The sequence below is a fragment of the Sporosarcina sp. SAFN-015 genome (assembly GCF_051966875.1).
In the GTDB taxonomy this organism is placed as follows: Bacteria; Bacillota; Bacilli; order Bacillales_A; family Planococcaceae; genus Sporosarcina.
On record NZ_JBQCKP010000002.1, the window covers coordinates 443,141 to 457,207 of the forward strand.

General features: G+C 44.0%; 14 protein-coding genes. 13 read left to right on the forward strand and 1 reads right to left on the reverse strand.

What is annotated here, in order from left to right:
* Window positions 1–20: 20 nt before the first annotated feature.
* Window positions 21–1,292: a GTPase HflX gene (gene hflX / locus ACTHPA_RS05330; protein WP_440499121.1), complete on the forward strand. Its 1,272-nt coding sequence runs from the start codon at window positions 21–23 to the stop codon at window positions 1,290–1,292.
* A 261-nt stretch (window positions 1,293–1,553) separates the two neighbouring features.
* On the opposite strand, the gene ACTHPA_RS05335 is transcribed toward hflX, so the two are convergent.
* The gene (locus ACTHPA_RS05335) at window positions 1,554–3,272 is read right to left on the reverse strand and encodes an ABC transporter ATP-binding protein (protein WP_440499122.1); all 1,719 of its coding nucleotides are present in this window, start codon (window positions 3,270–3,272) and stop codon (window positions 1,554–1,556) included.
* 230 nt (window positions 3,273–3,502) lie between these two features.
* On the opposite strand from ACTHPA_RS05335, the gene ACTHPA_RS05340 reads away from it, so the two are divergent.
* The 12 genes from ACTHPA_RS05340 to ACTHPA_RS05395 all read left to right on the forward strand — a co-directional run bounded on the left by ACTHPA_RS05340 (window position 3,503) and on the right by ACTHPA_RS05395 (window position 14,061).
* On the forward strand, window positions 3,503–4,390 hold the full coding sequence (locus tag ACTHPA_RS05340) for a DUF6612 family protein (protein WP_440499123.1): 888 nt from the start codon (window positions 3,503–3,505) through the stop codon (window positions 4,388–4,390).
* A 280-nt stretch (window positions 4,391–4,670) separates the two neighbouring features.
* The gene (locus tag ACTHPA_RS05345) at window positions 4,671–5,621 is read left to right on the forward strand and encodes an ABC transporter permease (RefSeq protein WP_440499124.1); all 951 of its coding nucleotides are present in this window, start codon (window positions 4,671–4,673) and stop codon (window positions 5,619–5,621) included.
* The gene (locus tag ACTHPA_RS05350; RefSeq protein WP_440499125.1) at window positions 5,614–6,564 is read left to right on the forward strand and encodes an iron chelate uptake ABC transporter family permease subunit; all 951 of its coding nucleotides are present in this window, start codon (window positions 5,614–5,616) and stop codon (window positions 6,562–6,564) included. The genes ACTHPA_RS05345 and ACTHPA_RS05350 overlap by 8 nt, the downstream gene beginning before the upstream one ends.
* The gene (locus tag ACTHPA_RS05355; RefSeq protein ID WP_440499126.1) at window positions 6,561–7,322 is read left to right on the forward strand and encodes an iron ABC transporter ATP-binding protein; all 762 of its coding nucleotides are present in this window, start codon (window positions 6,561–6,563) and stop codon (window positions 7,320–7,322) included. Before ACTHPA_RS05350 ends, ACTHPA_RS05355 begins: the two co-directional genes overlap by 4 nt.
* A 17-nt stretch (window positions 7,323–7,339) precedes the next feature.
* Window positions 7,340–8,302 carry a siderophore ABC transporter substrate-binding protein gene (locus ACTHPA_RS05360; RefSeq protein ID WP_440499127.1) on the forward strand — a complete coding sequence of 321 codons (963 nt, stop codon included), beginning with the start codon at window positions 7,340–7,342 and terminating at the stop codon, window positions 8,300–8,302.
* A 99-nt stretch (window positions 8,303–8,401) separates the two neighbouring features.
* Complete coding sequence (locus tag ACTHPA_RS05365) at window positions 8,402–9,388, forward strand: FapA family protein (protein ID WP_440499128.1); 987 nt, start codon at window positions 8,402–8,404, stop codon at window positions 9,386–9,388.
* Between the two features lie 146 nt (window positions 9,389–9,534).
* On the forward strand, window positions 9,535–10,677 hold the full coding sequence (locus tag ACTHPA_RS05370; protein ID WP_440499218.1) for an MFS transporter: 1,143 nt from the start codon (window positions 9,535–9,537) through the stop codon (window positions 10,675–10,677).
* A gap of 303 nt (window positions 10,678–10,980) precedes the next feature.
* Window positions 10,981–11,328, forward strand: coding sequence for a DUF6054 family protein (locus tag ACTHPA_RS05375; protein WP_440499129.1), 348 nt, complete (start codon window positions 10,981–10,983; stop codon window positions 11,326–11,328).
* Between the two features lies 1 nt (window position 11,329).
* On the forward strand, window positions 11,330–12,271 hold the full coding sequence (locus ACTHPA_RS05380; protein ID WP_440499130.1) for a phosphotransferase enzyme family protein: 942 nt from the start codon (window positions 11,330–11,332) through the stop codon (window positions 12,269–12,271).
* A gap of 44 nt (window positions 12,272–12,315) precedes the next feature.
* Window positions 12,316–12,969 (forward strand): uracil-DNA glycosylase, encoded by a 654-nt coding sequence (locus ACTHPA_RS05385; RefSeq protein WP_440499131.1) that lies wholly within the window; start codon window positions 12,316–12,318, stop codon window positions 12,967–12,969.
* Window positions 12,962–13,492 (forward strand): DNA topology modulation protein, encoded by a 531-nt coding sequence (locus ACTHPA_RS05390; RefSeq protein WP_440499132.1) that lies wholly within the window; start codon window positions 12,962–12,964, stop codon window positions 13,490–13,492. Before ACTHPA_RS05385 ends, ACTHPA_RS05390 begins: the two co-directional genes overlap by 8 nt.
* Window positions 13,489–14,061 (forward strand): hypothetical protein, encoded by a 573-nt coding sequence (locus ACTHPA_RS05395; protein WP_440499133.1) that lies wholly within the window; start codon window positions 13,489–13,491, stop codon window positions 14,059–14,061. Before ACTHPA_RS05390 ends, ACTHPA_RS05395 begins: the two co-directional genes overlap by 4 nt.
* Window positions 14,062–14,067 lie beyond the last annotated feature (6 nt).

Here is a 14,067-nt window from a genome sequence, read left to right on the forward strand (position 1 = left end):
ATGAAGAAAGGGGTTTTTTAGTGGATATATTGGTAGAATATGCGGTTCTTGTCGGAGTACAGGAACAGAATGATGAGCATTTTGAATACGAAATGGAAGAGCTTCGAAATTTGGCGGAGGCTATCGATGTGAAAGTCGTTGGCAGCGTAACGCAAAATTTGGAGCGCAGACATCCGACAACTTATGTCGGAAAAGGGAAAATCGCAGAAATTAAGCGTTTTTATGAAGAGACAGATGCAAATCTGATCATCTTCAATGATGAACTTTCTCCTTCGCAGATCCGAAATTTGGAGCAGGAGCTTGAAGTGAAGGTTATTGACCGAACGATGCTCATCCTCGATATATTTGCGAGACGGGCACGTACGCATGAAGCTAGGATGCAAGTAGAATTGGCGCAGCTCCAGTATACATTGCCGCGGCTTGTCGGATTGCGCGCTTCCTTAAGCAGGCAAGGGGGAGGAACCGGCGGAGGCTTCCAAAACAAGGGGGCCGGGGAAACGAAGCTTGAGCTCGATCGTCGGAAAATCGAAGACCAAATTTCGAAGTTGCGCAGGGATCTCGAGCATGTAAGAGATCGGCGTGATACACAGCGGAAACAACGGAAGAAAAGCGGCATACCGGTCGTATCGATTGTTGGATATACGAATGCTGGTAAATCAACGTTAATGAACGCATTACTTCGAAAAATGGATGATGAAAATTCGAAGCAAGTGTATGAAGAGAATATGCTTTTCGCAACGCTTGACACTTCTGTGCGTCGTTTAGTGTTTGCCGACAATAAGGAATTTCTCCTGACGGATACGGTCGGATTCGTTTCGAAGCTGCCCCATCACTTGGTCAAGGCATTCCGCTCCACTTTAGAGGAAGCTCGTGGAGCAGATCTTCTTATACATGTCGTCGACGTTTCAAATCCTGAATACCGTTATATGATGGAAGTGACAAACGACACATTGCATGACGTCGGTGTGGAAAATATTACGACCATCAATGTATATAATAAAGCAGACTTAGCAGGAGTCCCGTATCCTCGGGAAACAGCGGATAGCGTTTGGATTTCGGCTAAAGAAGAGATGGGATTAGATGAGTTGCTTGATTTGATCAAGAAAAAAGTTTTTGAACAGTACATTACTTGCAAGCTGCTCGTTCCGTTTGATCGCGGAGATGTCGTTTCGTATTTGAATGACAAAGCGAATGTGAAGAAGACGGAGTACGAGGAAGAGGGGACATTAATGACCGTCGAAATGGATGGTTCTGAACGAATCAAGTTTGAGGAATTCATTATCAGCCATTAACGAAAAGCGGAAGGCGCCTGCATAGGGGCGACAAGCATAAGGTGAAGATACGGCGTTGCGCTTTTTGCAACAGAGTATCATCGCCTTATGACCTCGAGCCCCTGGCGCCTGAAGCTAGACATTAACGAAAAGCGGAAGGCGCCTGTAGCTGGACATTAAACGAAAAAACCGTACCGTGTGACTCGAAAGTCTACGGTACGGTTTTTATCTATAAAGAGAAAGGGGGTGGGATGGTAGTAGTATCCCCCGGTTCTCGAAATGTTAAACCTCTTGGAATTGAATATTGTGCAGACGGGCGAAAATGCCGCCCTTTCTTACTAACTCATCGTATTTTCCGTCTTCTGCAATTCCGTCTTCTGTCACGACGACAACTCGATCTGCATCCCGGATTGTTGCCAATCGATGGGCGATGACAAGTGTCGTCCGATTTTCGGCAAGCTCGTTCAACGATTGTTGAATGATGCGCTCCGTTTCTGTATCAAGTGCAGAAGTTGCTTCATCCAAGATGAGGATCGGAGGATTTTTCAAAAACATCCTCGCAATTGCAAGCCGCTGCTTCTGCCCGCCGGATAATTTCAACCCGCGTTCACCAATCTGCGTTTCATAGCCGTCAGGAAGCGACGAGATGAAATCTTCCAAATGCGCTTTTTTCGCAGCCGCTATCACTTCTTCATCTGTCGCATTCAAATTTCCGTACGCGATGTTTTCCTTGATCGTCCCTGTGAATAAAAAGACGTCTTGTTGTACGATCCCGATTTGGGAACGCAACGACTGCTGTGTCATGTTGCGAATGTCAATGCCATCAATTGAAATCGCTCCGGAATCAACATCGTAAAATCGCGGTATAAGGGAGCAGATTGTTGTCTTTCCAGCCCCTGATGGACCGACGAAAGCAATCGTTTCACCAGATTTAATTGATAAGTCAATGCCATTCAATACATTTTTATTATCGTCGTATTGGAAATGGACATCGTCGAAATAAATATCTCCATGCAAGTGGCTGACAGTTTTCGCATTTGGCCGATCTTTAATTTCCGGTTCCTGTTCGATTAAATCAAGAAATCTACGGAAGCCTGCCATTCCTTTAGGATATAATTCAAGCAATGCACTGATCTTATCGACAGGCTTGATGAGAATATTGACGAAAAGAATGAATCCGACAAGCTCCCCTGGCTTCAGAATGCCCTTGTACGTATACCATGCTCCTACAACGAGCACGACTAACGTCACAAGCCTAGTCATCATATACATACTAGAATGCGTCCACGCCATTACATTATAAGCGACAAGTTTAGCGAGTCTGAAACTGCCGTTGTCTTTTTTGAAACGCGAAATTTCGAAGTCTTCGTTCGTGAACGATTTAACGACCCGCGCACCGGATACCGAGTCCTCGACCCGCGCATTGACATCCGCAATTTTCCCGTACATGTTCTGCCATGCTGCGTTCATCTTGATATTACAGAATGTCACGAGAACGACGAGTAGAGGCACCATGCAGATTGCGATGATTGCTAGTTCAGGATTAATCCCGTACATAAGAATGAAAGCACCGATGATCGTCATGACCGCAATGAAAGCATCTTCAGGACCGTGATGGGCGAGCTCGCCAATATCGAATAGGTCATTCGTGATCCGGCTCATTACATGCCCGGTCTTCGTATTGTCGAAGAAACGGAAAGATTGCCGATGGACATGATTGAATAGCTGCTGCCTCATATCCGTCTCGATATTGATGCCAAGCTTATGCCCCAAATAACTGACGATGTATTGAAGGAATGTGCTTAGCAAGTAAACTAGCAACAACAAAACGCTCGTCGTAACGATTTTCCCCCAATCTCCGGAAGGCAGAAGGGTATCAATGAACCATTGGACAGCCATCGGAAACGCCAATTCAAGCAAAGCAACGAATATGGCGCTTGAGAAGTCGATGATGAAAAGCCGTCTATGCGGCTTATAATAGGAAAAGAATTTTTTTAGCATAATTATGACGTCCTTTCTGTAGTCCAAGCTATTATAGCGAAATTTATTTAAAAGTGGTACGAAAAGTTTCAGAAGTCGAAATAGTTTAGTGGGTGAGAAAAGACATATAGGATTTTACTGGTAGAAAAGATTCAAATTAGAGGAATTCCGAAAAATGGTGGAACCCTTTTCCTTTAATACCGTATCATTAGGTGTGACATAAAGAGAATTACAGAAGGGAAGCGAATCAGATGAAAAAGTGGTTAAAGGGTCTTGGTGTTGGTGTTCTGGCACTTGGGTTAGCAGCTTGTGGATCTGCAGCGGAACCGAAGAAGGATGCAGAAACTGGTAAAGAAGTAGAGTTAGAAAACAAAAGTGAGATGACGGCGCAGGAAGTATATAGTAAAGCGATGGAAGTGTCTGCAGAGCAAAAGAGCATGCATGCAGTCATGGATATCGACCAAAAAATTTCCATACCAAGTCAAGAGCTTGAAATGGATTCAAAAATTAAAATGGACATGGATGCCATCGTTGAGCCATTGGCTATGCACCAAAAGATGAAGATGGACATGGGCGATCTAGGTAAAATGGATATGGAACTGTACATGACTGATTCAGGTTTCTTCATGAACGACCCTGAGTCTGGCCAATGGATTAAGATGCCTAAGGACATGTACGATGAAATGATGGCGCAAATGGGCGGTGAAACAGACCCGACGTTGGATATGAAAATGTTCAATGAATTCAAAGATGATTTCAAGTTCGAACAGACGGACGACGAGTACATCTTGACGCTATCCGCTTCTGGCGATAAATTCAGCGGTCTAATGAAAGAATTGATGGGTTCTGCTCTACCTGCAGATATGGAAATGACTGAGGAAGATGCTGATCTGTTGAACAACATGGATGTGAAAAGCCTTGAAGTCGTTATGTACATCGACAAAGAGACGTATTACACGAATGCATTTGATTTAGACATGGATATGACGATGAAAGTCGAAGAAGAAGAAATGCACATCGTTCAAAAGATGAAATCTGTCATTTCGAAAATCAATGAAATCGATGAAATCGTAGTTCCTCAAGAAATCCTCGACGAAGCAGTTGACCTTGAAGAATTGATGAACGAAACTCAAGAGTAAAAAAGAGAAAGTGGTCATGGATAGCCAAAAGCGGCTGTCTATGGCTGCTTTTTTATGTGATGAAAAGCGTTAGATTCTCGTCACAATTGCCGAAACCGCTTGAAGTGAGGATTTTATCAATCAATTCTCAACTAACAAACTTGTAATTGATAATCATTTTCAATTATCGGTTGACACTGAATACATACCTGCTATAATTGGATTTGCAGCTAACTGATAATCGTTTTCACTTGAAGGATTCTCAGTTAGAGCAAATATTCGATATCGGAGTTCTTTCTTCATGAAGAAACGTTATTTGTTCATTGCATTACTATTACTCTCATTTCTCTCATTATTCGTCGGAGTGAGCTCCATTAAACCGACGGATCTCCTCGATTTCGGATCTGAGGAGACTGAGATTTTTCTGATCAGCCGTGTACCGAGACTTGTAGCGATCCTACTCGCCGGGGCAGGGATGAGCATCGCCGGTTTGATCATGCAGCAACTAAGCCGAAACAAATTCGTTTCGCCCACAACTGCAGGAACGCTGGATGCTACACGGTTAGGTATTTTAGTATCGATGCTATTGTTTACCAATGCATCGACGATCGAGAAGATGGTTGTGGCTTTTGCATTCGCCCTTGCAGGGACGTTGCTGTTCATGCAAATCCTCGATCGAATCAAGTTCAAGGATGCGATATTCATTCCGCTCGTCGGACTCATGTTTGGGAATATCTTGTCCTCGATCACTACGTTCTTCGCCTATAAATCGAATGTCATTCAAAATATGGCAGCATGGCTGCAAGGTGACTTTTCGATGATTATGAAAGGGCGATATGAACTTCTATACATAAGCATCCCGGTTCTGATCATCACTTATTTGTACGCGAACCGCTTTACGGTTGCGGGAATGGGTGAGGATTTCTCGAAGAACTTGGGTCTTGCGTATAAGCGGATCGTCAATATTGGCCTCATCTTAGTGGCACTTGTTACGACGACGGTCATTTTGACGGTTGGGATGATTCCGTTCCTCGGGTTGATCATCCCGAATATCGTATCGATCTTCCATGGTGATCATTTGAAGAAAACATTGCCGCACACCGCTTTGTTAGGTGCGATCTTCCTGTTGATCTGTGACATATTAGGCAGGGTTCTCATTTACCCTTATGAGATTTCCATCAGTCTGATGGTCGGCGTCATCGGAAGCGGTATATTCCTCTACTTGCTGTTTAGGAGGAAGGCATATGCGTAATTCTACTAAATTGATTATCTTATCTGTTTTGGCTGCCGCATTTTGTGCTTTATATTTATTCCAAGATTTAAATGGCAGTTTTGACTATGCACTTCCTCGCCGGAGCATCAAAGTGATCGCGATGGCGTTGACAGGGGTGGCAATCGCGTATTCGACAGTCATATTCCAGACGATTACACATAACCGGATCTTGACGCCAAGTATAATGGGATTGGATTCCTTGTATTTATTGCTTCAGACGGCCATTATTTTCTTCCTTGGTTCAAACCATATTACAATCGTCAACAAGCATGTCAATTTCATATTATCCGTATCTACAATGATTGTTTTTGCGCTCATTTTATACCGTTTCCTCTTCAAAAGGGGCGGTCAGCCGATTTACTTCCTATTGCTCGTCGGCATAATTGTCGGGACATTTTTCGGAAGCATATCGACATTCCTGCAAGTTCTCATCGACCCGAATGAATTTATGCGGGTGCAGGACAAAATGTTTGCAAGCTTCAATAATGTAAGCGGTGAATTGGTTTGGTGGGCGCTTGGAATTGTCATCATCACGTTCGTCGTAGGTTGGAAATCATTCAATGATCTTGATGTACTGTCGCTCGGCAGGGACACGGCTATCAACCTTGGTGTTTCGTATGATAAAGTCGTCAAAATGATGCTCGTCATATCCGCGGTTTTGATCTCCGTATCGACAGCGCTTGTCGGACCGATTACATTCTTTGGTTTAATCGTCGCCAATTTATCTTATCAATTTTTAAAAACATATAAACATACAGTTCTTATTGCGGGTGCTTCTGTCATGAGCATCATCGCGCTCGTCGGAGGACAGTGGGTCGTAGAAAGGATCTTCACGTTTTCGACGACGCTAAGTGTTATCATCAATTTTGCGGGCGGTATTTATTTCATCTATCTACTATTAAAGGAGAGTCGATCCTCATGATCCAAGTCCGGGAGTTGTCAAAGTTCTATGGAAAAAAAGCGGTCGTTGAAAAGGTGAGTGTCAATATCCATCGAGGAAAGATCACTTCTTTCATCGGGCCCAATGGAGCTGGGAAATCGACGCTGCTTTCAATGGTAAGCCGTCTGATCGATGCTGATACGGGTGAAGTGCTCGTCGATGATGATCGTGTTCAAAAAATGAAATCCAATGAATTTTCCAAGCGGGTTTCAATTTTGAAGCAGTCCAACTTCATGAATGTAAAATTGACAATCCGGGAATTGGTGTCGTTTGGACGTTTCCCTTATTCGCGAGGGAAGTTGAATGCTGAAGACATCAGGATTGTAGAACAGGCAATGGATTATATGGGATTGATGGATATGCAGCATAGCTATATGGATGAATTATCCGGCGGTCAACGCCAACGTGCTTTTATCGCAATGGTTATCGCCCAGGATACCGATTATATCCTCTTGGATGAACCATTGAATAACTTGGATATGAAACATTCCGTCCAAATTATGAAAATCCTGCGCAGATTAGTTGACGATCTTGGGAAGACTGTTGTCATCGTACTCCATGACATCAATTTCGCATCTGTCTATTCCGATCGGATTGTCGCTTTGAAAGATGGGCGAGTCGTCAGAGATGGTCTGACAGAAGAAATCATCAATTCGGATGCGTTGAAGGAAATTTATGATATGGATATTCCTATTAAAAGAATGAACAACTGTAATATTTGCGTCTATTTTAATTCTTAAAAAAAAGGATGGTACTAATGAAAAAGCTTTCAATAACTCTTTTGCTTACGGCTCTAATGATTGTACTTGCTGCATGCGGCACGAAGGACAAAGATAATGAAAAAGCAACAGGTTCCGATGCAGAAAAAAACAATGCAGCTGAAACGATTTCAGTTGAACATGAACTTAGCGACAAGCCTGTTGAAGTGCCGAAAAACCCTGAAAAAGTAGTTGTCTTCGATTTCGGGACACTTGATACGCTGGATGAACTTGGTGTTGAAGTGGCAGGTTTGCCAAGAGCGAACGTTCCAGGATACCTTTCAAAATATGACGACGATAAATATGCAAATCTTGGAAGCTTGAAAGAACCTGATTTTGAAGCAATTCATGCAATGAAACCAGACCTTATCATTATCTCGACTCGTCAAGCGGAGTTGTATGAGGATTTTGCAGAAATCGCTCCAACGATTTATGTAGGAATCGACTATGCTCATTATATTGATTCCTTTAAGCATAATGCTGAATTGATGGGACAAATTTTTGGCAAGGAAGACGAAGTGAAAGCTGAGCTTGCGGAGATTGACGAAAACGTTGAAGCCATTCGTGAAAAAACATCTTCTGTAAATGAAAAGGCGCTTATCGTTCTTGCAAGCGAAGGTAAAGTGAGTGCATATGGTCCGAATTCTCGTTTTGGATTAATTCACGACGTGTTGGGCTTTACAGCGGCCGATGAGAAAATTGAAATCTCTACACATGGGCAAAATATTGCGTTTGAATACATTGTAGAGAAAAACCCTGATGTCCTATTCGTCATCGATCGTGATGCAGCAATCGGCAACGGTGCAAGTGCAAAAGACTCTATTGAAAACGATCTTGTGAAAAAGACTAATGCTTATAAAAACAATAAGATTATCTACCTGAACGGGGAATACTGGTACCTGTCCGGCGGAGGCTTGTTGTCCATGAAGGAAATGATTAAAGAGGTAGAAGCAGCACTATAACTGTAATGAGCAACTGTGCTCAAAAGGTCTGTTCACTAATTAGGTGAACAGGCCTTTTTTTGCTATTATGAGATTAAAACAGTGACTCGAGGTGAGAGCATGGAGAAATCTGTGACGGAAATAACGCAAAATGTCAATGAACTTTTGCATGATGGAAATGTCGATGTGAGAAGCGGCAATATTTGCTTCAACGGTGATGTCCGCATCGGCAAAGATGTGGAAAACTCAATGTTTGTCGGCGCATCGGGGAAGATTTTTATTCACGGGACTGTCCGGAAAGCGACCGTCGAAGCGGGAGCGTCTGCCACCATCGAAGGAAATGTCTTCTCCTCCACTGTGACAGTCGGAATGCAGGAAGTGTTGGAAGAAATACTTGCGGAACAATTAAGCGAACTTATTTCCTATTTGGAGAAGGTGCAGGAAACCGTACTTCAAATCATCCATTTACGCGGCGTCAAGCCAGATGAAGTAAATGCTGGTGAATTGAAAGACGTTATGCGGGTTATTCTAAAGGAAAAATATTTGGATTTTCAACGCGACAAGCTTGAATTCATTCAAAAGGCAAAAGATCATTCTGCCCAATTGTCGCCGGAATGGGAGCCGATCATTGAGAAGTTGTCTAACGTTTTTACAGACACATCGTTGACGGTTGTCAATAATGCGGAAGAGTTTGTAAAGCTTTTAAAGGAGGCCAATGTGCTTGTCGAGAAATTCTCGGCAAAGGGATGCATTGATTCTTTTCTAAAGCTTCCTTATGCCAGTAATAGCGCCTTGTCATGCAATGGATCTATCGAGGTGACGGATGCAGGGCTTTGCAATTGTTCAGTTACAGCGAAAAGTCAAGTTTCCGTCGAAGGCTCTTGTCGTGGTGGGCTCATCGAAGCCGGTGAAAAGGTGTCCATTAAAGAAACTGGGTCTGCGAATGGTGTGAAAACGGTTGTCAAGACGGATAGTGGCGGGACAATTACGATTGGGCTCGCCCGATGCGGCACAGAAATTTGGATAGGAGATCAAGTCCATCATATTGACGTGGATAAATTAGGGGTTCATGCGCGAATGATAGATGGACGATTAAGTATCGTTTAAAAACTGCTTGTGATTACTAGTAGCCTGGTAGTATAATGACAAGTGTCAAGACACTAAACTATACAACGAAGGGCAGACTTATTTTGAATACAAAAAATAGCAGCATCTCCCGCAATAAATTACTCGCGATTTCTGGGACAGGTTGGATGTTCGATGCGATGGACGTCGGTATCCTTTCGTTCGTCATTGCAGCCATTTCGGTCGAATGGCATTTGACGACAAGTGAAATGGGTTGGATCGGAAGCATGAACTCGATCGGTATGGCAATCGGGGCATTTGGCTTTGGATTACTTGCAGACCGGATTGGACGGAAAAATGTTTTCATGATGACGCTCGTACTCTTTTCATTGGCGAGCGGATTATCGGCATTGACGACAACGTTGACCGTCTTCCTCATTTTGCGCTTTTTCGTAGGGGCAGGTCTTGGTGGAGAGCTTCCAGTTGCTTCGACGCTTGTTTCGGAGAGCGTATCGGCAAAAGAGCGTGGACGAGTCGTTGTCTTATTGGAAAGCTTTTGGGCTGCAGGCTGGCTTATTGCAGCGTTGCTTGCGTACTTCATCATCCCTGAATTCGGATGGCGGATAGCGCTCATCCTGACTGCGCTCCCGGCATTTTACGCCATCTATTTACGGAGCAATTTGCCCGACTCCCCGAAATTTGAAAGGGAGGGAGAACCGAAACAGTCAATCGGCGACAAGTTGAAGCTAATTTGGTCCAAGGAATACTCGCGTAGGACGACGATGCTATGGATTGTCTGGTTTACCGTCGTGTTCTCCTATTATGGGATGTTCCTCTGGCTGCCGAGCGTCATGGTCATGAAAGGATTCGATATGATCCATAGCTTCAAGTATGTGTTTATCATGACTCTCGCACAATTGCCGGGCTACTTCACAGCTGCCTGGCTTATTGAAAGGGCAGGACGAAAATTTGTCCTTGCGACCTACTTGATCGGTACAGCGGTGAGCGCACTTCTTTTCGGAAATGCTGAGTCGCTTACGATGTTACTCATTTCAGGCGCTTTCCTTTCATTCTTCAACTTAGGGGCATGGGGGGCATTATACGCCTATTCACCGGAACAATATCCAACTGCCGTCCGGGCGACCGGCTCGGGAATGGCGGCTGCAGTTGGCAGAATCGGCGGCATCTTCGGCCCATTGCTAGTCGGCTCGATGTTGACTGCTGGATACGGCTTCGGATTCATTTTCACGATTTTTTGCGGTGCCATTATTATCGGCGTCCTCGCAGTTCTGCTGCTAGGGACCGAAACTAAACAATTGGAATTGGAATAAGAGATAGGACTGCCGTGGCAGTCCTTTTTTGATTGGAAAAGTCAGCGCGTCCAAAGCGGCAGGACTGCGCTCAAGAAACAGGTTCCGTGCTCAAGAAATCAAATTTGCGCTCAAGAACCGGCTTTTGCGCTCAAGAAATCAAAACCGTGCTCAAGAAGTGGAATTCTGCGCTCAAAGCGTAGCGTTCTGCGCCCAAAGAACGCCTTTTCACGCTCAAACCCACCTCTCCTCCGGTAACCTCAACAAATTGAAACTTCCAAACGATTCCAAACGTATATAAAAATATAGAGAGGGGATGTTGATATGTCAGTTAAGGACTTCAACGTGTCGATTACGCCAGGAGAAGCAGTAGACATCATTCAGTCTGAAATCCTCCGTGGAAGCATTAGCGGTACGTTAGTAGATCATTATAGGAGGACAGCCGGTTCGTCGGAAGTCCATGTGTTGATAATGGAAAAATATTATATGCGTTCGAATAACAGAGCTTCTGTCACGACGACGATTGATAACTTTGATGGTGCAACACGTGTCCATGTCGTCGCGGCGGGCAGCTCGGAAGGTGTATTTTTCCGCTTTGATTGGGGAGCTGGCAATAGCTTCGCGACAAGCGTAGAGCGATCGTTGCAACAACATATTGTTGGAGGCGAATGAATTGATCCAAAAGGTAATGCAGCACTATTTTTCAAAGCCGATAACCCGCCAAGAAATTTTGCGAGATAAAGATCGGCTTGTTGCAGAGGTGGAAGTGGAAGGGGAAACGTATTTCTTGAAAGGTGAAAAACAGCCAGCTGCTTTTATTGAAAGTATCATCGAATTCACCGTGATTATGAATGATGCGGGTTTACCTTTTATCATGCCGGAAAAAACAATAGATGGAAACGGGTATGTAAAGCACGAGGGTTTGCTTTTCATTCTCGAACAGAAAGGGAAGGGAGAAGAGATAAAGAAACTCCACTTATCACATATTAAAGAAATTGGAAAGATGCTCGGTAAACAACATGCCGTTTCATCAAAAACAGATTTCCGTTTCCATACAGGAACAAGCTGGGGCATGTTCGGCGGGAACCAAACGGATGCATTTGGTGAATATGATGAAAATGAATTAAGTTATTTGGACTTGATCAAAACTGTGGCTGAAGATAAAAACTATGCTGTTGAGTTGGCCATGATAAAAGAACTGTATCAAAGTAGAAGAACGCAATTACAAAAAGAGTGGGATTCACTTCCATCGGGGCCGGTACAAGGAGATCTATGTCCTTATAATCTTCTATTCCAACAAGATAAAATTTCCGCTGTTTTTGATTACAATATCGCAGGGGATGAAGTTTTGCTTAATGAGTGTATAGGCGTTGCTGTTTTCTTAGCATGGCATTATGACTTCGAGGGAAAAGAAACTTCTGAAGAACGATACGAAGCATACATAGACGCTTATGAAACTGAAAGGCCTTTATCTGATCGCGAAAAGGAGATGATCCCTCATCTATTCGCAATTATCCGCGCATTTCGATATGATCGGATAGAAGAAGGAATCGAGAAGATCAAACAATGTGACGGGAAAGCATTTTTAGATGAAACAATAAAGTTACTAACTTAACCCAGATATGAAAAACCCGGATAAGGTTGAAAGGGAGTGTGTCGATGTTTCGAATACCTGAATCGATAGCTGAACTTGGCAGGGAGCGGATCAAAGGGTTTCCGGTGGAAGGGTTTGTCTATGGGGAAGGACCCCAGAAGCCAGAGCTGTTGCTGATCGGCGAAGCGCCTGGGGAATTTGAGGCGATAAATGGAATTCCTTTCATCGGCAGGGCTGGTAAGGAATTGATGAAGTCACTTGATTCGATCGGACTTACGCGTGACGATGTGTATATTACGAGTGCAGTGCGCAGCCGTCCATACAAATGGGGAGAGAAGCGGGAGCGTGACGGTTCGATGACGAAACGGAAGTATAATCGGCCGCCGACAACAAAAGAGATCTTGGCGCATGCCCCAGTACTTGATTATGAGTTGGCGAATATTGAGCCGAAGCTTATTGTAGCGCTCGGGAATGTCGGATTGCAAAGGCTGCTCGGCAAAGATGCGAAAGTGACGGAGCTTCACGGCCAATTGCTGGAACGGCCAGTTCGGTTTCTCCCTGATCTTGATGCAACTACGTTTGAGTGGACAGAGCGTCTATATCGAATTGTTCCGACTTTCCATCCGGCAGCGGTATTTTATCGACCGTCCCACCGTCCCGACTTAGATGCGGATTGGTTGGCGATTGGCAGGATGCTGGAGGAATTGCGAGATGAATGACAAGTCATATAACCGGATTTTAATTATCGGATGCAGCGGGGCGGGAAAGTCAACGTTATCTGTTGAGCTTGCAGAACGTCTCAGATTGCCGGTCCTCCATTTAGACGCCCTTTTTTGGAATGAAGGATGGGTGCCGACCCCGAATCCTGAGTTTCGTGAAAAACTTCAAAATGAATTAAAAAAGCCCGCATGGATCATCGATGGAAATTTCAACTCCACGATTGAGATGCGGGCTCAATATGCTGATTTGATTATTTTCCTCGACTTCCCGAATTGGCTATGCCTATCGAGGGTTTTCAAAAGAAGATGGATGTATCGCGGGAAAACGCGTCCGGATATGGCGGAAGGCTGTCCAGAAAAGATCGATTGGGAGTTTGTGAAGTTCATATGGACGTATCCAAAAAAGAAACGGCCGGGCGTTTTGCAAATGCTTGAGCGTGCCAATGCGGAAGTGATAATTTTGAAATCGCCGAAGGAAGTGGAGAGGTGGCTGGCGGTTTTGCATAAGGGGGATATGGATTGAAAAAGGAGATGTGGATCGGGTTAGTTATTGTCACAGGGTTATTATTTGCACAGGTGTTTTTCCCCTATTCGGCTTTCAGCGTCTATCAATCCGTTTCAGTCAGTACGGAGCTTCCTATTTTGCAAGATTACAAAATGAAATTATATGAATTCAGGAAGGTGGATGAAGAGAATGAGGGGAAGGATCCGGAAGGCTATACGATGGATCATGTTAAGTACGCTACTCCATACATTCTCGAAACGTATGAAATGGATATGATGACGACCTCCAGATCAAGAATCAGTAAAAGTGACTTGAATATTATTGTGGAAGACCTTAGATTCTTGCAGGACAGGTTATTGGATATCACTTTTGAGGAGGCACACTCGTCGGAATCCAGAAAGTATCTCAATGCCGCTTTGAGTCGGAGTCGAGCAGCTGAGGAGGAGATTGTGAGCATTATGAACACCCCATTTTATTCAAGATTCCATATGATCCATCGTCTTGAAGAAATTCAAAATGACATTAGAATGAGCTTTGATATGTATACGAAATTTTATAATGCTTATTATTGGTATGAAGGAAAATAGAGAGTC

Excerpts from the sequence above, each read along its gene's own strand:
- ACTHPA_RS05360 (WP_440499127.1), top strand. The coding sequence starts at position 7,340 with ATGAAAAAGCTTTCAATAACTCTTTTGCTTACGGCTCTAATGATTGTA.
- ACTHPA_RS05390 (WP_440499132.1), top strand. The coding sequence starts at position 12,962 with ATGAATGACAAGTCATATAACCGGATTTTAATTATCGGATGCAGCGGG.
- ACTHPA_RS05335 (WP_440499122.1), bottom strand. The coding sequence starts at position 3,272 with ATGCTAAAAAAATTCTTTTCCTATTATAAGCCGCATAGACGGCTTTTC.
- ACTHPA_RS05370 (WP_440499218.1), top strand. The coding sequence starts at position 9,535 with ATGTTCGATGCGATGGACGTCGGTATCCTTTCGTTCGTCATTGCAGCC.
- ACTHPA_RS05375 (WP_440499129.1), top strand. The coding sequence starts at position 10,981 with ATGTCAGTTAAGGACTTCAACGTGTCGATTACGCCAGGAGAAGCAGTA.
- ACTHPA_RS05355 (WP_440499126.1), top strand. The coding sequence starts at position 6,561 with ATGATCCAAGTCCGGGAGTTGTCAAAGTTCTATGGAAAAAAAGCGGTC.
- ACTHPA_RS05350 (WP_440499125.1), top strand. The coding sequence starts at position 5,614 with ATGCGTAATTCTACTAAATTGATTATCTTATCTGTTTTGGCTGCCGCA.
- ACTHPA_RS05345 (WP_440499124.1), top strand. The coding sequence starts at position 4,671 with ATGAAGAAACGTTATTTGTTCATTGCATTACTATTACTCTCATTTCTC.
- ACTHPA_RS05385 (WP_440499131.1), top strand. The coding sequence starts at position 12,316 with ATGTTTCGAATACCTGAATCGATAGCTGAACTTGGCAGGGAGCGGATC.
- ACTHPA_RS05340 (WP_440499123.1), top strand. The coding sequence starts at position 3,503 with ATGAAAAAGTGGTTAAAGGGTCTTGGTGTTGGTGTTCTGGCACTTGGG.
- ACTHPA_RS05365 (WP_440499128.1), top strand. The coding sequence starts at position 8,402 with ATGGAGAAATCTGTGACGGAAATAACGCAAAATGTCAATGAACTTTTG.